This is a genomic window from Sphaerimonospora thailandensis, from assembly GCF_016863115.1.
Classification (GTDB): domain Bacteria; phylum Actinomycetota; class Actinomycetes; order Streptosporangiales; family Streptosporangiaceae; genus Sphaerimonospora; species Sphaerimonospora cavernae.
The window spans coordinates 1-20,834 of record NZ_BOOG01000049.1; the positions used below are offsets into that span (position 1 = coordinate 1).

The window sequence follows — 20,834 nt, forward strand, 5'->3', positions numbered from 1 at the left end:
TCACCAGCGGCGTCTCCGACACCGATGGCAACAACCGCATCGACACCAGCGTCTCGCCGTACTTCGACGGTGAGACCCTGGCCGTCTACCAGGCCGCCGAGAAGGGCTGGTCCGGCAAGATCGTCTGACCCCTGGGCGATCCGATGAAGTAAGGAAAGGACCCGGCACCCAGCCGGGTCCTTTTTCCCTTTTACTCGCAGGTGGACCCCCTGTACAAAGCAGGCATCAATCCCCTAGTTTCGCTTTGCCCATCCTTTACTGACGAATGAGGCCAAAAGTGCTGCCTCACGACAGACCAAGGAGCTCCCTCTTTGAAGCGCACCCTGATGCTCGGTGGTGTCGCGGTCGGCCTGCTGGCCACCGCCGCCATCGCCACCCCGGCCCACGCCGGTAAGACAGCGCCCAAGCCGAAGCCGCTGGCCGAGACCAACTTCGCGGCCAAGCAGGTGGCGGCGTTCTGGTTCGGCGAGAACATGGCCAACCTGCGCAACGCCAAGCCGTACGCCGTGGAGACCAAGGTCGCCGCCAAGCACGTCGACGTCGCCCCCACGCCGACCGACACCAAGGCGGGCACGGTCGGGTCCAGCGGCGACCAGAAGGCGTCCACCGCCAAGTCGAAGAACGTCAACCTGCCGCGCACCGTGGGCAAGGTCTTCTTCATCGGCGCGGACCACAAGCCGCACTGGTGCTCGGCCACCGCGGTCCAGTCGATGCACAAGAACCTGGTGGCCACCGCCGGGCACTGCGTCTACGACACCAAGACCGAGAAGGCCATGCTCGACAAGTGGGTCTTCGTCCCCGGTTACTACCAGGGCAAGACCCCGTGGGGCATCTACGTCGGCAAGCTGGCCTTCACCCACTTCGACTTCGAGACGTACGCCGACTACGACTACGACTACGCGTTCGTCGCGGTCTACAACGGCGTCAAGGTCACCGGCTCGAAGACGTCCAGGGTCGACGACTGGATCGACAAGAAGGTCTTCAAGACCAGGGCCGAGGCTCTGAAGGTGCAGCGCGACCTCGAGACCAAGCACACGGCCTTCGCCGGCCGCATCGTGCCGTTCGTCTCCGAGCCCAAGACGGTGGTCCGGGACAAGAAGAACAAGGAGTTCAAGAAGACCGACGTCGACCTGCTCGACTGGGTGATCGCTCAGTATGAGGACGTCGTGCCGACGCGCCTGGCCACGGAGAAGCCCACCGTGGCCCAGATCGACTCCAAGGTCAAGGACGCGCTGGCGAAGCTGAACCAGGGCCGCGGCGCGACCACGACGTTCAAGACGGCACCGGGCACCGGCGTCAACGTCACCCGGGTCACCCGGTCGGAGTGGAACTCGGCGACCTCCGTGGACGGTGTCCCCTTCCGCTTCTCCGAGGACCTGAAGGCCTTCTACTTCGAGCACGAGAACGGCTGGTACAAGGTCACCTTCTGGGTGAACTACGACCTGGACTACAAGCTCGTCGGCAAGGTCCTCGACCTCGACCTGGCGGACGTCGGCAAGCTCGGCGACAGCGTCGGCGGTCAGGGCCTGGCCTACAACCAGAAGGTCGGCCAGGGGACCTTCGTGTTCGGCTACCCGAGCGGGTCGCACCCGGACGGCAACCACGCCTTCACCGGCAAGACCCTCAAGTACTCGTACGGCAAGACCTTCCCCGCCAGCGTCACGGGCCTCAAGGCCGAGGCCCTCGTGGGCATCAAGTCGTCCTTCACCGGTGAGGGCGCCCTCGGCTCGTCCTGGCTGTACCGCTACAGCAACTCCAAGCGGTTCGGCTTCCTGAACGGCGTCACCATCGGCGTCTCCGACACCGACGGCAACAACCGCTACGACACCAGCGTCTCGCCGTACTTCGACGGTGACACCCTGGCCGTCTACAAGGTCGCCGCGGCCACCCCGTCCGGCAAGATCGTCTGACGAGATCGCGCGAGATCCGACAGAAGGGCCCGGCCGTCTCGGCCGGGCCCTTCGTCGTCCCCAGACGATCAACGGGTCGGCATCAGAGGCGGGCAATCTCAGACGTGATCAACCAGGCTTTCGGTTTCATCCAGACAGTGTGATTTAGGTCACATTTAGTCCGAACTTCGGCTAGTTGCGTAGAGTCACGTTTGACGCTACACCCCGTTCACTACCAGGCGAAACACCGCATATGCCGCCACGGTCGGAGCCGCGCCTGATCACTGTGAGCAACCTGTGAGCGGTGCGAAGCGCTACTTTCCCCAACATCTTTCTTATAGCTTTGCTGACGGTTCCTTTACTGACGCTTGGGGCCAAAAGTTGCCCCACGACAGACCAAGGAGAACAACCCTCATGAAGCGCACCCTCGCATTCGGTGGCATCGCGGCCGGCCTGCTGGCCACCGCGGCCATCGCCACCCCCGCCCACGCGGACAACCCCGTCGCCGCCGACAACCTGGCCAACAGCAACTTCGCCGCCAAGCAGGTGGCGGCGTTCTGGTTCGGCGAGAAGATGGCCAACCTGCGCAACGCCAAGCCGTACGCCGTGGAGACCACCGTCCGGGCCAAGCATGTCTCGGTCAGCAACGGCCCCGAGGCGGACAGCAAGCCCGGCGTCGTCAGTTCGAGCGGCTACAAGGGCTCCGCCGGCAGGTCGAAGAACGTCAACCTGCCCCGGACCTCGGGCAAGGTCTTCTTCATCGGCGCGGACCGCAGGCCGCACTGGTGCTCGGCCACCGCGGTCCAGTCGAAGTACCGCAACCTGGTCGCGACGGCCGGCCACTGCGTCTACGACACCAAGAGCAACAAGGCCACGCTGGACAAGTGGGTCTTCGTCCCCGGTTACTACCAGGGCAAGACCCCGTGGGGCATCTACGTCGGCAAGCAGGCGTTCACCCACTCCGACTTCGACGTCTTCGAGGACGGCGACCGCGACTACGCGTTCGTCACCGTCTACAACGGCGTCAAGGTCACCGGCTCGAAGGTGACCAGGGTCGGGCAGTGGATCGACAACACCGTCTTCGAGACCAGGGGTGAGGCCGCCAAGGCCAAGAAGGCGCTGGAGACCAAGCACACCGCCGTCTCCGGCAGGATCACCCAGGTCGTCGACTGGGCCCACAAGGAGAAGCTCCGTACCCGGGGCGCCAAGAAGGTCTCCGCCAGCGTCGCCCAGATCGCGGTCAACCCCTCGACCATCGACGGGGCCCGCACGACCCTCGAGACTCAGGCCAAGAAGGGCACCTCCACCTACAGCGACGACACGTGGGGCACCGTCGCCGAGCGCGTCACCAAGGGAGAGTTCACCAAGGGTGGCTTCGGCTCGGACGAGAACCACTGGAACTCCGACGACGCGACGAAGCAGACGACCTACTACTGGTACGACAAGGACCAGGGCTACTGGTACAAGTCCACCTTCTGGGGCGTCTTCGACGTCGACTACAAGCTGCACGGCCGCGTCATCGACGTGCGGCTCGACGACGTCGGCCGCCTGGGCGACAACGTCGGCGGGCAGGGCATCGCCTACAACCAGCGGGTCGGCACCAAGGTCTTCGTGTTCGGCTACCCGAGCGGGTCGCACCCGGACGGCAACCACGCCTTCACCGGCAAGACCCTCAAGTGGTCGTACGGCAAGACCTTCGCCGCGACCGCCCCGGCCATCAAGGGCGAGGAGCTTTTGGGCATCAAGTCATCCTTCACCGGTGAGGGCGCCCTCGGCTCGGCGTGGCTGTACCGCTACAGCAACAGCAAGCGGCTCGGCTACCTCAACGGTGTGACCATCGCGGTGGCCGACCGCGACGGCAACCGGCGGATCGACACCAGCCTCTCCCCGTACTTCGACGGTGAGACGCTGGCCGTCTACAAGTCCGCCGCGAACCGCTGGTCCGGCAAGATCACCTGATTGTAAGGGTCATAGGGAAGGGGTCCGGCGCGTCGCCGGGCCCCTTCCTCCTTTGTCGGGGTCATCAGCGGAGTCGTCAGCGTCAGTCGTCGAGGCGCTCGGCGAGCGTCATCCACTCGGCCTCGACGGCCTCCTTGCGGGCGCCGATCTCGCGAAGCTCGGCGTCCAGCTTCGCCAGGCGCTCGAAATCGCTCGCGGCCTGTGCCATCTCGGCGTGCAGGCTCGTTTCTTCCGCACCCAGCCGGTCGAGCTGGCGTTCCAGCCGGCCGAGCTCCTTCTGCAGCTCCCGTAGTTCCTTGGCGGACAGCCCGCCCGAAGGCCCTGAGGAGTCAGCGGGCCCGGAAGCGCCGGAAGCGCCGGAAGAGCCGCTCGAGGCCACCGCCGGGGCGGAAGCCGTACCAGCCGCACGAGCGGACAGGGCATTGCCGGCCGCGCGTCGTTCCAGGTACTCGTCGACGCCGCCGGGCAGCATCGACAGCCTGCCGTCGCCCAGCAGGGCGACGCACCGGTCGGCGACCCGCTCCAGGAAGTAGCGGTCGTGGCTGACGACCACCAGCGTGCCGGGCCAGCCGTCGAGCAGGTCCTCCAGCTCGGTGAGCGTCTCGATGTCGAGGTCGTTGGTGGGCTCGTCGAGCAGCAGCACGTTCGGCTCATCCATGATCAACCTGAGCAGTTGCAGGCGGCGGCGCTCGCCGCCGGACAGGTCGCCGATGACCTTCCACTGCTCCTCGCCCCGGAAGCCGAGGCGTTCCAGGAGCTGGGAGGCCGACCACTCCTTCTTCCCGACCTGGACGTATTTGCGGATCTCCTCGACCGTCTCCAGCACCCGCCGCGACGGGTCGAGCTCGCTGAGCTCCTGCGACAGGTGGGCCAGCCGCACCGTCTTGCCGCGCACGACCCGGCCGGAGTCGGGCTCGACCGTCCCGGACAGCAGACGCAACACCGACGACTTGCCCGAGCCGTTCACCCCGATCAGACCGATCCGGTCACCCGGGCCGAACTGGTAGGTGCAGCGGTCGAGCACCAGCGGTCCCGCACCCGGTCCCCCGGCGTGGAGCGTCACGTCTTCGAGATCGGCGACCGTCTTGCCCAGCCGCGCCGAGGCGAACTTCATCAGTTCCACGGTCTCCCGAGGCGGCGGAACGTCCGCGATCAGCGCCTCGGCGGCGTTGATCCGGAACTTCGGCTTCGACGTACGGGCGGGCGGGCCGCGCCGCAGCCAGGCGATCTCCTTGCGCATGAGGTTCTGCCGGCGTTCCTCCGCGGCCTGCGCGATCCGCGCCCGCTCGGCCTTCGCCAGCACATAGGCGGCATATCCGCCCTCGTAACGCTCGACCGATCCGTCCACGACCTCCCAGGTCCGGGTGGACACCGCGTCGAGGAACCAGCGGTCGTGGGTGACCACCAGCAGCGCGGACCTCCGCTGGGCGAGGTGCCCGGCGAGCCAGGCGATGGCCTCGATGTCCAGGTGGTTCGTCGGCTCGTCGAGGATGATCAGGTCGTGCTCGCCGATGAGCAGCCGGGCCAGAGCCGTACGGCGCCGCTCCCCACCGGACAGATCCCCGGCCCTGGCCGACAGGTCGATGTCGGCGAGCAGGTTGGCGAGGATCCCCCTGATCGTCGGGTCTCCGGCCCACTCGTGCTCCGCCCTGCCGTCGAGGACCAGATCCTGTACGGCTGACGCCGGATCGAAGTCGTCACGCTGCGACAGCACGCCGACGCGCAGGCCGCGGGTGTGGGTCACCCGACCGCTGTCGGGCCGCAACTCGCCGGCGATGATCGAGATGAGCGTGGTCTTGCCACCGCCGTTGCGGCCGACCACGCCGACACGATCGCCCTGCTCGACGCCGAGCGAGACATCGGACAGCAGCGGCTTGGGTCCGAAGGCGTGGGAAACGGATTCGAGATTGACCAGGTTCATCGCTGACAAAGCCTATCCGGCCCACCACCCCTACCCAGCCCAATCCGCGGCCCACCGCCCCAGTTCCCACAGACTCCAGAGCGGGCCTAGCCCGACACGGCACCGGGGACGGGCCCGAAGGCGGTGACGACGGACCGGCTGAGCCCCGCCTCGCGGCTGAGGGCTGAGCATGCCGGGTCGTTCGCGAGCGCGGCGGCCAGGTCGGCCGCGTGAGCCTGCGACTCGGCGAGGAACGCGCAGGTCGGGCCGGAACCCGAGACGATCGCGCCGAGGGCGCCCAGCTCAAGGCCCACCTCGAGCGTACGAGCCAGCGACGGGCGTAGCGAGAGCGCGGCCGGCTGCAGATCGTTGCACAGTGCCCGTCCGAGCTCCTTGGCGTCTCCCTCTCGCAGCGCGGCCAGCAGCGACTCGCTCACCGTAGGCTGGGGCGCTCCGATTCCTCGCGCCTCCCGCAGCCGGTCGCATTCGCCGTACACCCGGGGCGTGGACAGCCCGCCGTCGGCGAGCGCGAACACCCAGTGGAACACGCCGGCGGTCTCCAGCGGCGTCAGCCGCTCGCCCCGGCCGGTGCCGACGGCGGTGCCACCCAGCAACGCGAACGGTACGTCGCTGCCGATGTCCGCGGCGATCTCCATGAGGTCCTCGACCGGCAGGCCGAGGCCCCACAGTTCGTTGCACGCGACCAGCGCGGCGGCGGCGTCGGCGCTGCCGCCCGCCATGCCGCCGGCCACCGGGATGGCCTTGTCGATCACCAGGTCCGCGCGGTATGAGCGGCCGGCTGACCTGGCCAGCGCCTGAGCCGCCCGCACAGCGAGGTTGCCGTCGTCCGCCGGAACCTCGGCCGCGGACTCTCCGCGAACCGTGACCTTGATCGGGCGGCCCGGATCGCCGAGATCACCCGGCTCGGCGGCGGTCACCTCATCGAACAGGGAGACCGCGTGGAAGACGTTCACCAGGTCGTGGTAACCGTCCTCGCGGAGCGGGCCCACGGCGAGCTGGAGGTTGACCTTCGCGGGGACGCGCACGGTGATCGCGCGCATCAGCCGTTCACCGCAACCGGGCTCGCGGTCGCCTGGCGCTCGCCGGCTCGTCGGTTCACTCTGGACTTCGGTACGGACACGGTCCACGAGCCTAACGTGACCTGCGTCTACGCCAGGCCAAGAGATCCTCTCGATAAAGGCTCAAAAGACCGGAAGGCAGGCGAAAGCCGTACGCGCCGGTCACGTCGCCCACATCCGGATCAGGCCGGACGGTGCTCGGCGATCCGGGCGAAGTCCTCGACGCCGAGTTGCTCGCCCCGCGCCGACGGGTCCACGCCGGCCTCGACCAGCGCCTCCTCAGCGGCGGCAGGCGTACCGGCCCAGGAGGCGAGGGCGGCGCGCAGCGTCTTGCGGCGCTGCGCGAACGCCGCGTCGATCACCTTGAACACCTCCTCGCGGGTCGCCGACGTCTTCGGCGGGTCCCGCCGTACGAGCGAGACCAGGCCGGAGTCGACGTTCGGGGCGGGCCAGAACACGTTGCGGCCGACCGGCCCGGCGCGGCGCACGTCGGCGTACCAGGCCGCCTTCACGGACGGCACGCCGTAGATCTTGGATCCGGGCCGGGCGGCGAGACGGTCGGCCACCTCGGCCTGGACCATCACCAGTCCCCGGCGCAGCGACGGCAGCACCTCGAGCAGGTGCAGCACGACGGGCACCGACACGTTGTACGGCAGATTGGCCACCAGCACGGTCGGGGCCGCGCCGAGATCGGCCACGCCGACCCGGAGGGCGTCGGCATGGACGACCGTCAACCGATCTGCGTGCTCGGAGGCCATGCCGGCCACCGTGATCGGGAGCTGGGCCGCCAGCGTCGGATCGATCTCGACGGCGACGACCTTCGCGACCTCGGGCAGCAGAGCGAGGGTGAGCGAGCCGAGCCCAGGGCCGACCTCGATGGCCACGTCTTCCCGGGTCACCTCGGCCACGCGGACGATGCGGCGGACCGTGCCGCCGTCGATCACGAAGTTCTGCCCCAGCTTCTTGGTCGGCCGGATGTTCAGCTTCTCCGCCAACGCACGTACTTCGACCGGTCCGAGCAGGCTCATGCCTCCAGTGTCGAGCATCCGGGCGGGTCCGATCGCCCATCCGTCCGTGACAGGCTGGGTCTTATGCGGGTCGAGATGTGGGCCGACGTGGTCTGCCCCTGGGCGTACATCGGCAAGCGGCGGTTGGAAAGGGCGCCGGCCTCCTGGGACGGCGAACCGCATCTTTCTCTCGCGGCCGCCATGAGCCCGGAATACGACACCACGCCCGAATAGGGTCGCGGGGCGGTCACCAGGCGCCGAAGGCGGTCTCTCCGTTCGCCGTGATCGTGGCGGCGAGGTCCGTGACGTCCAGTCCCTTGACCTCGGCCAGGCAACGGAGCGTCAGCGGGATGAGGTAGGGCGCGTTGGGCTTGCCCCGGTGCGGCACGGGGGGCAGATAGGGCGCGTCCGTCTCCACGAGCATGAGCTCCGGGGGCGCGACACGCGCCGCCTCGCGGAGGTAGCCCGCGTTCTTGTACGTCACCGGACCGGAGAATGACAGGAAATATCCGGCGGCCACGCACTGCTCGGCCAGGTCGGCATCCCCCGAGAAACTGTGGAAAATCACGATATCGGGGGCGCCCTGGTCGGCCAGCACCTTCAGCACGTCGTCGTGGGCGTCACGGTCGTGGATGACCAGGGCCTTGCCGGTCCGCCTGGCGATCTCGATGTGCGCGCGGAAGCTCGCGTGCTGGTCCTCCTTCGAGGCCCAGTCGCGGAAGTAGTCGAGCCCGGTCTCCCCCACGGCCCGGACGTACGGCTGCCGCGCCAGCTCCTCGATCTCGGCCAGCGTCTCGGGAGTGGCGGCGTGCGCCTCGTTGGGGTGGATCGCCACGGCCGCGTAGACGTCCGCGTGCGCGGCGGCCGTGGCGGCGTTCCATTGGGAGGACGGCAGGTCATAGCCGACGCTCACCAGCCGGGTGACGCCGACGCTCCTCGCCTCGTCGAGGATCTCCTCGACGGTGGCGTCCGCCGCCTGGGCCGCCTGGGCGACCGGATCCCCGGAGGTGGCCTTCCGCCTGCCCACCATGATGTCGAGGTGGCAGTGGCTGTCGAACACCTCGGCGGGCAGCGCCTCCGGCCTTGTGGGAAGCTCTTGCGACATCCGGGACATGCCCCCAAACCTACCGCGCCCCCGCACGTTGACCGCGCGACCTCGTCTCCGCGGCCTGTCATGCGGACTTCTCAAAGGGGCGCGGACCTCTGGCCCGTCACCGGCGAACGGCCCCTGAAGCTCTCGCGCAAGCCGCGGGTCACTCCATGCCACTGCTGTCGATCGCCAGGAAGTGGGAGCGCGGCTGAACGGCAGGAGCTCACCGGTGTCAGCACCCGCGACCAGGTGATCGAGAAGCTCACGCGCACACGTCTGACGCTCGGCCTCAGGCAACCATGTGGTCCATGGCAGCTCTTCCACGAGCACTTCCTCGGCGAGCCACGCGTCCCGCTCGCGTTCTGCCTGGAGTACGCCGGCGATGCGCTCGGAGACCGACTCGGCGTCGTCGGCTCCCGCTTTCACCCAGTCGTGCGGCTCGGAATCAAGGCTGATGCCGATCTTCTTCGTGGTCATGTGACGAGGGTATTGCTGGAGAGGAGCCGCTCAACCGCGCTTGAGAAAGCCGCTGGTGGAATGACAATCATTACTACGAGGTGATAGACGGGGCGTCAGATGCCACCTAGCGTCGGGAAAGTCTGCATGGAGGTGACATGTCTCTGACCGTTCCGTCTGACCTGCTGGAGCAAGCTCAACGGGGAAAGATCGACGACACCGCCTTCCTCGCTTGTATCCGCGACTCCCTGCCGTTCGCCTGGTCGCTCGTCAGCGATCTGGCCCGACGTCGCGAGGCGACCGGAGCCGAGTTCGTCGACAACCTGGTCGCACCACCGGATGAGGCGGCCTACGGCCAGCTCTTCCGGGCACTGGCCAGCACCTCGATCCGCGAGGCACTGGAAAACCACTTCGGCGTCCGCCTGGCCTTCCAGAACTGCCACCGGGTCGCGGTCTTCGACCCGGCAGCGGACAAGGCGTACGCCGAGTTCACCAGCCCCGAAGCCCAGATCCTCAACCAGACCCCCGAACTCGTCAACTGCTGACCTCGGACGTTCAAGAGCCCCCGGTCCTCCGGGGGCTCTTTCGGCGGCTTCGCCACTGCAATATCGATCATGACGTTGTTGCTGCTTGAGTGGCTTTTTTTGCACAATAACGTCAAGGTCGATTAGCTCGGGTGCCGGTTTGGGCGAGAGCCGTACACAGATAGAGGTCGCCTGGCAGGCTGGGCGCGTGACCCCCGCCCCCGATCCGCCACGGAAGCTGCTCAATGGCCCATTTCTGGGTTCGGCGGCAGTCCGCGCCGGGATCGTGACGTTGGCACGGCTCCGCAAACCGCCCTGGATCCGCATATTTCGCGATGTGTACGTTCATGAACGTGTCCCGATCACGCCGTGGGTGCGGGCCGCGGGCGCCTCACTGCTGTTGCCCAAGGGCGGGGTCATCGGAGGGCGAGTGGCCGCGTGGCTGTACGGGGCCAACCTGCTGCGTGAGGACCGCAGCGACCCGGTCGATGTCGTGATCCCACCGGGGACGTACATGCGGTCGCGTCCCGGGATCACCGTCCACTCCTACCGGCTCGCCGATGGCGAGATCCGCCTGGTGCAGCGGTTGCCCGCGCTGCGGCCGCTCCGGATCGCCTTCGACCTCGCCCGGGACGAGCCCGACCTGTGCGAGGCTGTCGTGATCGTGGACGCGCTGGCTCGGATCGGTGCGCATCGCCACTTCGCGCCGTCAGCCCTGCTGGACTATGCCGCGCGCCATCCCGGCGTACGCGGAGTGAGCCGGCTCCCCGAGATCGTACGGCTCAGCGACCCGCTCGCCGAGTCGCCCATGGAGACGAGGCTCCGGCTGCTGCTCGTGCGTGGTGGGCTGCCGCCGCCGATCAGCCAGTACGAGATCTACAACGAGGACTTCCTGCTGATAGGCCGGGTCGATCTCGCATATCCGAAGATCAAACTGGGAATCGAATATGACGGGGAGAATCACGAGCGACGCTGGCTCGACGATGTGGACCGGCAGAACCGGATCTTCGGTGCAGGGTGGATGCTACGCCGTTACACCAAGGCGCACGTGTACCACACGCCCGACCTGATCGTGCAGGAGATAGGCGACCTCCTACGGCGAGCCGGGGCCCTGTCCTAGCCGGGGCCAAGGCCCGTCGTAATCGACCTTGACGTTATTGCTGCCTGAGTGGCTGTTTTTGCGCAATAACGTCAAGATCGATTAGGTGGGCAGCCCTTTTCAGAGCCCAGCCTGTGTCGCGCTGGGTTGTCAGGACTTGGGGTCTTCGAGGCGGGGGAAGAGGATCTCACCCTTGGTGACCTGGGCGCCGGCCGGCAACTGGCCCCACCGCGCGACGTCGCCGACGCGCTGGTCGGCGAGCGGCCCGAGATGAGGCTCGGCCCCCAGCGACGCCCACAGCTTCGCACAGGTCGCGGGCATGACCGGGTTGAGCAGAACCGCGATCGCACGCAGCGACTCGGCCGCCGTGTAGAGGATCGTCGCCAGGCGGGCGCGGCCCTGCGGCGACTCGTCCTTGGCGACCTTCCACGGCGCCTGCTCGGTCAGGTAACCGTTGACCTGCTTGACGAAATCGAAGATCGCGGCGATGCCGCCCGCGAAGTCCAGGTTGTCGCCGATCAGCGTGTCCGCCCGGGTGGCCGCCTCGGCCAGCCCGTCGGCGACCGCCTGCTCGGCCGGCCCGGCCGCCACCGCCTCCGGCAGCACCCCGTCGAAGTACTTGCCCACCATGGCGGCGACCCGCGACGCCAGGTTGCCGAAGTCGTTGGCGAGCTCGGAGGTGTACCGCGCCGAGAAGTCCTCCCAGGAGAACGAGCCGTCCTGGCCGAACGGGATCGCCCGCAGGAAGTAGTAGCGGTAGGCGTCGACCCCGAAGTGCTCGGTGAGCTGCCGCGGCGAGATGCCGGTCAGGTTGGACTTGCTCATCTTCTCGCCGCCGACCATCAGCCAGCCGTTGGCGAAGACCCTGCCGGGCAGCGGCAGGCCGTTGGCCATGAGCATGGCCGGCCAGATCACCGCGTGGAACCGCAGGATGTCCTTGCCGACCAGGTGCACGTTCGCCGGCCAGGTGGCGTCGAACTTCGCCTGGTCCGAGCCGTACCCCACGGCGGTCGCGTAGTTGAGCAGCGCGTCGATCCAGACGTAGATGACGTGCTTGGGGTCCCACGGGATCGGGATGCCCCAGTCGAAGGTCGACCGTGAGATCGACAGGTCCTGCAGGCCCTGCCGTACGAACTGGAGCACCTCGTTGCGCGCGGAGGCGGGCTGGATGAAGTCGGGGTGGCTCTCGTAGAACTCCAGCAGGCGCGGGCCGTAGTCGGAGAGACGGAAGAAGTAGTTCTCCTCCTTCAGCCACTCGACCTGCCGCTTGTGGACCGGGCACAGGTCGCCCTCCAGCAGGTCGCCGGGCGACTTGTACTCCTCACAGCCCACGCAGTACGGCCCCTCGTAGCCGCCCTGGTAGATCTCCCCCTTGTCGTACAGGTCCTGCACGAACTCCTGCACGCGCTCGGTGTGGCGCGGCTCGGTCGTACGGATGAAATCGTCGTTGGCGACGGACAGGTGCGACCAGAGCGGCTTCCAGGCCTCCTCGACGAGCTTGTCGCACCACTGCTGTGGCGTGACGCCGTTCGCGTCGGCCGTACGCATGATCTTCTGACCGTGCTCGTCCGTGCCGGTGAGATACCACACCTTCTCGCCACGCTGGCGGTGCCAGCGCGTGAGCACGTCGCCCGCGACGGTCGTGTAGGCGTGGCCCAGGTGGGGAGCGTCGTTGACGTAGTAGATCGGCGTCGTGACGTAGAACGCCGACTCCCCTGCTGCTGTCGATCCTGTAGCCGCCATGCGGAAATCCTATCGGCCCGGCGCCCGTGCCCCCTGCTATTAAGCGCCGACGACCGGCTCGTGGCTGTCGTGGCTGACGGCCTCGGCGGCCTCCTCCGCGGCGGACGCCGCGATGTCGACCGGGGTCTCCTTCGAGCGGCGGATGCCGAGGATGCTGATGAACAGCGCCGCGAAGATCGTCTGGAAGCTCATGACGAACGCGGTCGCCGACGGCACCACCAGGCGCAGCGACTCCGCCGGGATCAGCTCACCGAACCCGCGTCCACCCCAGTGGGCCAGCGACGCGACCAGGCCGCCGAGACCGGCGACCGCGAGCAGACCGCCGGCGATCAGGCCCTTCTCCAGCGTGACGATGTCCACGAGCCGCCTGACCCGCCGGTCCTCGGGGAGGAAGCCCTCCTCCGCGGCGTACACCTTGGTGAACAGCGCGAACAGCACGGCCTGGAAGCCGATCACCACCATCGCCGACGCACCGACCAGGGTGTCGACGTCGAAGGCGAGCTTGCCGATGTAGACCGGGCCGAAGGTCAGCGCGGCGCCCGCGACCAGGCCGAGGGTCATCAGCACGAGTCCGGGGATGAAGAACAGCCAGCGGGGGCTGTACAGCATGAGGAAGCGCAGGTGGCGCCAGCCGTCCCGCCAGGAGCGCAGGTGCGGCGGGCGCGAGCGGCCGTCGGGCGAGAGCGTCGTGGGGACCTCCCGGACGTCGAGCCCCTGCAGCGTGGACTTGACGACCATCTCGGAGGCGAACTCCATGCCTCCCGTCTGCAGGCCCAGCCGAAGGATCGAGTCGCGGCGGAAGCCGCGCAGGCCGCAGTGGAAGTCGCCGATCCGGCTCGGGAAGAACAGCCGCCCGATGAACGACAGGACCGGGTTGCCCAGGTAGCGGTGCAGCGCCGGCATGGCGCCCGGCGCGATCCCGCCCCTGAAGCGGTTGCCCATCACCAGGTCGGCGCCGTCGCGGAGTTGCTCCACGAACGGCAGCAGGCCGGTGAAGTCGTAGGAGTCGTCGGCGTCGCCCATGATGACGAACTTGCCGCGGGCGGCCCGGATGCCGCCGATCAGGGCGTTGCCGTACCCCTTCTGGTCGATGTGGACCACGCGCGCCCCGGCGTCCCTGGCGAGCTGCTGGGATCCGTCGGTGCTGCCGTTGTCGGCGATCACCACCTCGCCGTCGATCCCGTGCTCACGCATGCAGGCCAGGGCCTTGCGTACGCAGGTCTCCACGGTTTCGGCCTCGTTGAGGCATGGCATGACAACGGACAGTTCCACGTCGCAACTCCTTGCATATGACGCCAGGACACCAATGATGCCCGCTTCCCCGTAGGGCCTGAGTCAAGTCCCCGAAACGGCTGGCATTCTGTAACCATGGTCGCGGTCGCTGATGCTCCGACAGTCGGCCCCTCCCCTGACCGGGGGTGGCGGCGGCTGGCCGCCCTGCCGCGCCGTCACCGGCTCTTCACGGCCGCGCTCGTGGCGGGAGCCGTGCTGCGGGTCGTCACCATGCTCGGCTTCGGCCCCGCCATGTGGTTCAACGACTCGTACGACTACGTGTCGGTGGCGCTGCGGCCCCGGCCGCATCCCATACGCCCGGACGGTTACGGTTTCTGGCTGCTCATCCTCAAGCCGCTGCACAGTTTCTCCGTCGTCGTCTTCACCCAGCACCTCATGGGCCTCGCGACAGCCGTACTGATCTATGCGCTGCTGACCAAGAAATTCGGCGTCCCACGCTGGGGGGCGACGCTCGCCGCCGCACCCGTGCTGTTCGACGCGTACCAGATCCAGCTCGAGCAGCTCATCATGTCGGACGCGATGTTCATCCTGCTCGTGGTGGGCGTCGTCACGCTGGTGCTGTGGCATCGCTCGATGTCGTGGCGGGCCGGGGCCGCCGTCGGGCTGCTGCTCGCGGTGACGGCGCTGACCCGCAGCATCGGCCTGCCGATCCTGGCCCTGGTCGTCGGTTACCTGCTCATCAAGCGCACCGGGTGGCGGCCGATCCTCGCCATGGTCGTCGCGTGCGCCGTCCCCGTCATCGCGTACATGAGCTGGTTCAAGGCGGTCAACGGGCAGTTCGCGATGACCAACAGCGACGGCGTCATCCTGTACATGCGCACGTCGCTGTTCGCCGACTGCCACAAGATGAACCTGGACAAGCGCGAGGAGCTGGAGCTGGCGCTGCTGTGCATCAACACCCCGCCCGACCAGCGCGTGCCCTCCGCCCAGGCCTACCTGTGGTGGGACGACCAGAACCAGCTGCACGTCTTCGGCTCGGGCATGAAGTTCACCCCGGAGATCAACGCCAACGCCAGCGCGTTCGCCAAGAAGGCGATCCTCGCGCAGCCGGGCGACTATCTCGCGGCCGTGGCCAAGGACTTCTTCCGGGCCTTCCGGTGGGACCGGCCGCAGTTCCCGGACGCCAAGACCTTCAAGCTGTACGAGTTCAGCAACGAGTACACGCGCGCCATCCCGAAGTGGAGCTCCTACCGCAGCACGACGGACCGGGACGTCGAGGCCTACGAGAACGGCAAGGCCGCGACGCGCGCGGTGGCGCCGTGGTCCGACTTCATGATCGGCTACCAGAAGGTGGTGCGGTTCCCCGGCCTCGGGCTGGGCGTGCTGCTGCTGGTCGGCCTGTACGGCGTGGCCGTACGGTGGCGGGAGCTCGGCGGGCCGGTCCTGCTGCCGTTCCTCGGCGGCGCCGGGCTGATCCTCGCGCCGGCGGCGACCGCCGAGTTCGACTACCGCTACCTGCTTCCCGCCGTCCCGCTCGCCTGCCTCGCCGCCGCGATCGCGCTCGCCGGCCGGCGCTCGCGGACCGTGGACGGCCTCACCGTCCCCGGATGGCCCGCCCGGCACCGCCGCAGTCTTCGGTAGGCGCCCCGCTCAGAGGCCGTGCACGGCGTCGTACAGGTCGCGTTTGGGGATGCCGGCGGACTTCGCCACGTCGACGATCGCGTGCTTGCGCGACACGCCCGAGGCCTCCCGCCGGGCCACCTCGTCGACCAGCTCGGCCATGTCGGGCGGCGCGTCGTCGGGCGCCCGTCCCGCGACGACGAGGGTGATCTCCCCCCTGACATCGCCCTCGGCCCATTCGGTCAGCTCGGCGAGGGCGCCGCGCCGTACCTCCTCGTAGGTCTTGGTGAGCTCACGGCAGACGGCGGCCTCGCGGTCGGGGCCGAACGCCTCGGCCATCGCCTCCAGGCACGCGTGCAGGCGGTGCGGCGCCTCGAAGAACACCATCGTGCGCTCCTCGGCGGCCAGGGCCGCGAGCCGCCTGGCCCGCTCTCCCGGCTTGCGCGGCGGGAACCCCTCGAAGCAGAACCGGTCGCTCGCCAGGCCGGAGACGGCGAGCGCCGTGGTGACGGCCGAGGGCCCCGGCAGGGCGGTGACCGGCACGCCCGCCTCCACGGCCAGCCGGGTGAGGCGATAGCCGGGATCGGACACCCCCGGCATCCCCGCGTCCGTGATCACCACGACCGTGCTGCCCTGGACCAGCGCCTCCAGCAACTCACCGGCCCGCCGGCTCTCGTTCGCGTCGTAATAGGAAACGATTCGCCCGGTCACGGTGACGCCGAGATCGGCCGCCAGCCTCTTCAGCCGCCGGGTGTCCTCGGCGGCGATCACGTCGGCGGTTCCGAGTGCCTCGCGGAGCCGCGGCGTCGCGTCTCCCGTACGGCCGATCGGGGCTCCTGCGAGAATCAGCACCTCTCCAGCGTATGACGCCCTGAAACGTTCATCCGTGAAAGGCTAGATATTCCCAATCCTCGCGTAGGCCATGTTCCGGCCTTGCCCTCGCCAGTACCCTGACGGAGTGGCCGTGACCGATTCCCCTTACCAGGCGTTCGAACAGCCCGAGCAGGGGTCCCAGACCTCGCCGGGTGACGCCCCCGATTCGCCCGGTTCTTCCACCCTTTCGCTGCGTGACCGGATGGTGCCGCCCCTGACCGGTGACGTCCTGTGGGGCTGGCTCGGTCCGATCGCGGTCGCCGTCTTCGGGGCGATTCTGCGATTCATGCACCTCGGCACGCCGAAGGTCATCGTCTTCGACGAGACCTACTACGCGAAGGACGCCTACTCGCTGATCAGGTTCGGCGTCGAGCGGCAGTTCGTGGACGGGGCCGACGACCTTGTCAACGCGGGCAACCTGGATATCTTCAAGCACTGCGAGCAGGTGGAGCAGTGCGCCAACTATGTGGTGCACCCGCCGCTCGGCAAATGGTTCATCGGCCTCGGCGAGATGATCTTCGGGATGAACCCGTTCGGGTGGCGGTTCGCCGCCGCGCTGGTGGGATCGATCTCCATTCTGATCCTCGCCAGGGTGGCCCGCAGGATGACCAGGTCCACGCTGCTGGGCTGCCTGGCCGGGTTCCTGCTCTCCCTCGACGCGCTGCACTTCGTGCTGTCCCGTTCGGCGCTGCTGGACATCTTCCTGATGTTCTGGATCCTCGCCGGCTTCGCCTGCCTGGTCGTCGACCGCGACCGGGTGCGGGCGCGGCTGGCCGACTGGCACGAGTCAGGCTCCGCCGACGACTCCCGGGGTCTCGGCCCGTCCCTCGGCCTGCGGCCGTGGCGGCTCGCGGCCGGCCTGTGCCTGGGCGCCGCGCTGGCCACCAAGTGGACCGGTCTGTTCTACATCGCCGCCTTCGGGATCATGTCGCTGCTCTGGGACGCGGGTGCGCGGCGGGCGGCCGGTGTGCGCAGGCCGTACGCCGGGATGTTCCGGCGGGACCTGCCGCTGACCGCTCTCTGGTCGGGCGTGGTCCCCGTGGTGGCCTACGTCGTGTCGTTCGCCGGCTGGTTCGTCAGCGGCAACGGTTACGGCCGGGACTGGGCCGAGGCGACCTCGGGCGGGCCGATCAAGTTCGTGTTCAGTTCCCTGGGGTCGTTGTACCAGTACCAGTACCAGATCCTGACCTTCCACGAGGGCCTGCAGACGACGCATCCGTACCAGTCGCAACCATGGTCGTGGCCGCTGCTGCTCAAGCCCGTCGCGTTCTTCTACGAGCAGCCCGCCAACTGTGGGGCGCCGTCGTGCTCCTGGGCGGTGCTCGGCACCGGGACCCCGGTGATCTGGTACGGCGGGCTGATCGCCCTGATCGGCTTGATCACGTGGTACGTGGCGTCACGCGACTGGCGTGCGGCCGCGGTGCTCGTCGGCTACGGCGCCGGATGGCTGCCCTGGTTCTACTTCGCCATCGCCGACAACCGGACGATGTTCCTGTTCTACATGATGCCGATGATCCCGTTCATGATCCTGGCGATCGTGCTGGGCCTCGGGCTTCTCATCGGACGCGTCGGCGCGTCGCAGGAGCGCCGGCTCGCCGGCATCGTGGGGGCCGGGGTGTTCGCCCTGCTCGCGCTGGCCAACTTCTGGTGGCTCTACCCGGTGATCGCCGCACAGATCGTGCCGTACGACGACTGGTATGCCCGGATGCTTTTCAGATCGTGGGTTTGATCCCCCGTATCGTTGGTCGCGGGGGTGGTCGCCATGATGCCGGGTCGTCGTCAACGATGGGGTCCATACGGCAGACTGCGGGTCATGCCCGCACCTGATGTGGCCGCGCTTCTCGCACGGCTGGAGCGCTCGGAGCCGCACATCGCCGAGTCGGCCCGTGTGGCCGTCGAATGGCTCGCCGGCGGCGAAGCGCTGGAGACCATCAGCCAACTCGACGTGTGCGAGTTCCTCTGGTACACCCTGCCCGTCAAGGTGGCCGGCGACCGCCGGACCATCGCGCGGGCGCTCGGCGAGTTGCTGCGGCTCGGCGGCCTGGAACGGTACGCCGCCCTCTGCGACTCCACGGTCACGACGCGGATCCTGCGGACGTACGCCCGGGAGGGCGAGGAGGCCGGGATCGCCGCCTACCATCAGGCGCTGGAGGCGACCGGGGTGGTGCCCCCGGACATCGCCGAGCTGTCCTGGAGCTCCATCATGGGGCCGGAGGAGATGGGCGCGCACGTCGCCTGCGCCGCCGCCCTGGAGCTCGCGATCGTGGCGGGCGAGCCGGTGGACCGGGTGGAGCTGACCCGGCGCTGGCTCACCGTTCCCCGCATCGAGCTGGGCGGCGACTGCTGGCTGCACCGCGTACACGGAGAGCGGCTCAACCGGTGGGTGCTCGGTCGCGGCCCGGCCCGCCGTGAGCTCGCCCAGCCCTTCGAGGTACGGCTGCACGCCCCCGTCACAACGCCGGAGGGTCCGCATCTGGAGCCGCTGCGGTGGCTGCTCGGGCTGGCCCGGCACGGCATCCGCCTCACCGAGCGGCTGAACCTGGCCCGGGCCGTCGCCGTGGAGGCCGTGGAAAGGTTCGACTGGGAGGTCAACACGACGGGATCGGTCCGGAGCGAGGCCGAGGTGTTCGCGCTGACCACGCTCAAGGGGATCGCCGTCCGGGAACTTCGGGTGCTGCGCCGTACCGGCCGCAAGCTCATCCTCACCCCCGCGGGCCGGGAACTGCTGGACGACCGTGACGCGCTGTGGAGCGCGGCCACGAGCACGCTGCTCACCCCGGCGGCCGGCGAGCACGAGTTCGAGATCTCGGCCCGGGAGTCGGCGCTGATGCTCCTGGCCGACGGCGCGTCCCTGGACCCCGACGAGTTGCGCGACCGGGTGGCCGAGGTGGTGAACGGCGAGGGCTGGCGTACGGCTCGGGGCGACCGGGTCTCCCCCCTCGATCTGGCCGCTCCGCTCGGCGAGCTGGAACGCCGCCTCGACGCCCTGGGACTGCGGGTCGACTGCAGGTGGGACGCCCCCTGGCGGCTCACCGCCGCCGGACGGTCCGCCGCGCTGGCCGCGCTGCGCTCCCAGGCCCTGCGCCCCCGCCAGTACGCCGGCCTGGGCTAGCGGCTGGTCAGTTCCGTACGGCCAGGCGCTCGGCGGACCTGTCGCCCAGTTTCGTGGTGGGCACGAGCTCGCCGGCCCGGCCGAGGCCGAACGGCGGCATGTTGACGTAGACGGTCTCATATCCGCTGACCGTGTAGGTCTCATGCCAGACCCCCACGGCCTCGCTCCGGTACGCCTCGCGGAAGAAGCGCTTCCAGGCGGGCCAATGGGTCGCTTCGCGGTTCTTGGCATAGGCGAGCAGATGGTCCGTGCTCCGCCAGTACTGCACCATCAGCGTGGTCCTGCCGTTGAAGAAGCTCTCGAAGCCCAGCAGCCCGTGAGCGGGATCGGCCCGCAACTCCTTGATCATCGGGACCATCGCACGGATCACCGGAAGCCACTTGCGCAGCGCTCTGAACCGATTGATCCGCATTCCGATCAGGAAGACGACGAAGTCGCCGTCGATCCGCGCACTCTGGCGCATGACCATCCCCCTTGGATAGTGCCGCTACTCAATAATTGGACAGTAGCGCTATCGATCGATATTGGCAAGTAGTACTATCCAGATATGCGGATATCCCAGCTCAGCGCCGAATCCGGGGTGCCCATCCCGACGATCAAGTTCTACCTGCGCGAGGGGCTGCTGCCCCAGGGCGAGCAGACGTCGGCCACCCGGGCGGAGTACGACCAGTCGCACCTGCGCAGGCTGCGGCTCATCCGGGCGCTCCTGGAGGTCGGGCGGCTGCCGGTGGCGACGATCCGTAAGATCATCGAAGCCGTCCAGGACGAGGAGACCGACATCCACGACATGCTGGGCACCGCCCATTACGCGCTCAGCCCGGCGCCCGAGCCCGCCCCCGATGACGCGGACTGGCGCGATGCCCGGGAGATGGTCGACCACCTGGTCGCCGACCTCGACTGGGACCGCGTGCAGCCGGACGCCCCGACGCGCGACGAGCTGGCACAGACCCTGGTCACGCTGAAGCACCTCGGCATGCCGGTGACACGCGACGAGCTGCTCCCGTACGCGAAAGCCGCCGACACCCTGGTGCGGGAGCACGACATCAGGAAGATCCCCCTGGACGGACCACGGGACACGGCCGTCGAGGCCCTGGTGATCTGCCAGGTGCTCTACGGCAAGGCGTTCGACGCGATGCGCCGCCTCGCCCAGGAGTCCGAGTCGGCCCGGCACTTCGGCTTCCGTCCCTCAGATGACTGTGCCGGCGTCACTCCCAGGAAGGGGCCGGAAGCATGAAGCCGGACAGTTCCGG

17 protein-coding genes are annotated in these 20,834 nt (G+C 68.5%); 9 read left to right on the forward strand and 8 right to left on the reverse strand.

Going from position 1 to position 20,834, the window contains the following annotated elements:
- Nucleotides 1-311: 311 nt before the first annotated feature.
- On the forward strand, nucleotides 312-1,910 hold the full coding sequence (locus Mth01_RS22770; RefSeq protein ID WP_204017964.1) for a trypsin-like serine peptidase: 1,599 nt from the start codon (nucleotides 312-314) through the stop codon (nucleotides 1,908-1,910).
- Between the two features lie 393 nt (nucleotides 1,911-2,303).
- Nucleotides 2,304-3,848 (forward strand): trypsin-like serine peptidase, encoded by a 1,545-nt coding sequence (locus tag Mth01_RS22775; RefSeq protein WP_204017965.1) that lies wholly within the window; start codon nucleotides 2,304-2,306, stop codon nucleotides 3,846-3,848.
- Between the two features lie 82 nt (nucleotides 3,849-3,930).
- On the opposite strand, the gene Mth01_RS22780 is transcribed toward Mth01_RS22775, so the two are convergent.
- The 3 genes from Mth01_RS22780 to rsmA all read right to left on the reverse strand — a co-directional run bounded on the left by Mth01_RS22780 (nucleotide 3,931) and on the right by rsmA (nucleotide 7,855).
- Entirely contained in the window at nucleotides 3,931-5,769 is a 1,839-nt protein-coding gene (locus Mth01_RS22780; protein ID WP_204017966.1) for an ABC-F family ATP-binding cassette domain-containing protein, read from the reverse strand.
- An 86-nt stretch (nucleotides 5,770-5,855) separates the two neighbouring features.
- Nucleotides 5,856-6,809, reverse strand: coding sequence for a 4-(cytidine 5'-diphospho)-2-C-methyl-D-erythritol kinase (locus tag Mth01_RS22785; RefSeq protein ID WP_204017967.1), 954 nt, complete (start codon nucleotides 6,807-6,809; stop codon nucleotides 5,856-5,858).
- 200 nt (nucleotides 6,810-7,009) lie between these two features.
- Nucleotides 7,010-7,855, reverse strand: coding sequence for a 16S rRNA (adenine(1518)-N(6)/adenine(1519)-N(6))-dimethyltransferase RsmA (gene rsmA / locus Mth01_RS22790; RefSeq protein ID WP_204017968.1), 846 nt, complete (start codon nucleotides 7,853-7,855; stop codon nucleotides 7,010-7,012).
- 63 nt (nucleotides 7,856-7,918) lie between these two features.
- On the opposite strand from rsmA, the gene Mth01_RS30455 reads away from it, so the two are divergent.
- A complete protein-coding gene (locus tag Mth01_RS30455) occupies nucleotides 7,919-8,068 on the forward strand; it encodes a DsbA family protein (protein ID WP_407695970.1) in 150 nt (49 codons plus the stop codon).
- A 13-nt stretch (nucleotides 8,069-8,081) separates the two neighbouring features.
- Here Mth01_RS30455 and Mth01_RS22800 read toward each other — a convergent pair whose 3' ends face one another.
- A complete protein-coding gene (locus Mth01_RS22800) occupies nucleotides 8,082-8,948 on the reverse strand; it encodes a TatD family hydrolase (RefSeq protein ID WP_204018007.1) in 867 nt (288 codons plus the stop codon).
- 590 nt (nucleotides 8,949-9,538) lie between these two features.
- Here Mth01_RS22800 and Mth01_RS22805 point away from each other — a divergent pair.
- Both Mth01_RS22805 and Mth01_RS22810 read left to right on the forward strand, forming a co-directional pair.
- On the forward strand, nucleotides 9,539-9,925 hold the full coding sequence (locus tag Mth01_RS22805) for an SCO5389 family protein (RefSeq protein ID WP_204017969.1): 387 nt from the start codon (nucleotides 9,539-9,541) through the stop codon (nucleotides 9,923-9,925).
- 316 nt (nucleotides 9,926-10,241) lie between these two features.
- On the forward strand, nucleotides 10,242-11,024 hold the full coding sequence (locus Mth01_RS22810; RefSeq protein WP_204017970.1) for a DUF559 domain-containing protein: 783 nt from the start codon (nucleotides 10,242-10,244) through the stop codon (nucleotides 11,022-11,024).
- A 129-nt stretch (nucleotides 11,025-11,153) separates the two neighbouring features.
- Here the strand turns inward: Mth01_RS22810 and metG are convergent, their stop codons facing one another.
- Nucleotides 11,154-12,746, reverse strand: a complete 1,593-nt coding sequence (metG, locus tag Mth01_RS22815) for a methionine--tRNA ligase (protein ID WP_204017971.1) — start codon at nucleotides 12,744-12,746, stop codon at nucleotides 11,154-11,156.
- 39 nt (nucleotides 12,747-12,785) lie between these two features.
- A complete protein-coding gene (locus Mth01_RS22820; protein ID WP_204017972.1) occupies nucleotides 12,786-14,018 on the reverse strand; it encodes a glycosyltransferase in 1,233 nt (410 codons plus the stop codon).
- Nucleotides 14,019-14,114: 96 nt separating this feature from the next.
- On the opposite strand from Mth01_RS22820, the gene Mth01_RS22825 reads away from it, so the two are divergent.
- A complete protein-coding gene (locus tag Mth01_RS22825) occupies nucleotides 14,115-15,620 on the forward strand; it encodes a hypothetical protein (RefSeq protein ID WP_204017973.1) in 1,506 nt (501 codons plus the stop codon).
- A 9-nt stretch (nucleotides 15,621-15,629) separates the two neighbouring features.
- On the opposite strand, the gene rsmI is transcribed toward Mth01_RS22825, so the two are convergent.
- A complete protein-coding gene (gene rsmI / locus Mth01_RS22830) occupies nucleotides 15,630-16,451 on the reverse strand; it encodes a 16S rRNA (cytidine(1402)-2'-O)-methyltransferase (protein ID WP_239089920.1) in 822 nt (273 codons plus the stop codon).
- Nucleotides 16,452-16,563: 112 nt separating this feature from the next.
- On the opposite strand from rsmI, the gene Mth01_RS22835 reads away from it, so the two are divergent.
- Together Mth01_RS22835 and Mth01_RS22840 are read left to right on the forward strand one after the other, a co-directional pair.
- Nucleotides 16,564-18,201, forward strand: coding sequence for a dolichyl-phosphate-mannose--protein mannosyltransferase (locus tag Mth01_RS22835; RefSeq protein ID WP_407695971.1), 1,638 nt, complete (start codon nucleotides 16,564-16,566; stop codon nucleotides 18,199-18,201).
- An 84-nt stretch (nucleotides 18,202-18,285) separates the two neighbouring features.
- Nucleotides 18,286-19,584, forward strand: coding sequence for a hypothetical protein (locus Mth01_RS22840; RefSeq protein ID WP_204017975.1), 1,299 nt, complete (start codon nucleotides 18,286-18,288; stop codon nucleotides 19,582-19,584).
- A gap of 7 nt (nucleotides 19,585-19,591) precedes the next feature.
- Here Mth01_RS22840 and Mth01_RS22845 read toward each other — a convergent pair whose 3' ends face one another.
- Nucleotides 19,592-20,047 (reverse strand): DUF4188 domain-containing protein, encoded by a 456-nt coding sequence (locus Mth01_RS22845; protein ID WP_204017976.1) that lies wholly within the window; start codon nucleotides 20,045-20,047, stop codon nucleotides 19,592-19,594.
- A gap of 84 nt (nucleotides 20,048-20,131) precedes the next feature.
- Between Mth01_RS22845 and Mth01_RS22850 the strand changes: the two genes are divergently transcribed.
- Nucleotides 20,132-20,818: a MerR family transcriptional regulator gene (locus Mth01_RS22850; protein WP_204017977.1), complete on the forward strand. Its 687-nt coding sequence runs from the start codon at nucleotides 20,132-20,134 to the stop codon at nucleotides 20,816-20,818.
- Nucleotides 20,819-20,834 lie beyond the last annotated feature (16 nt).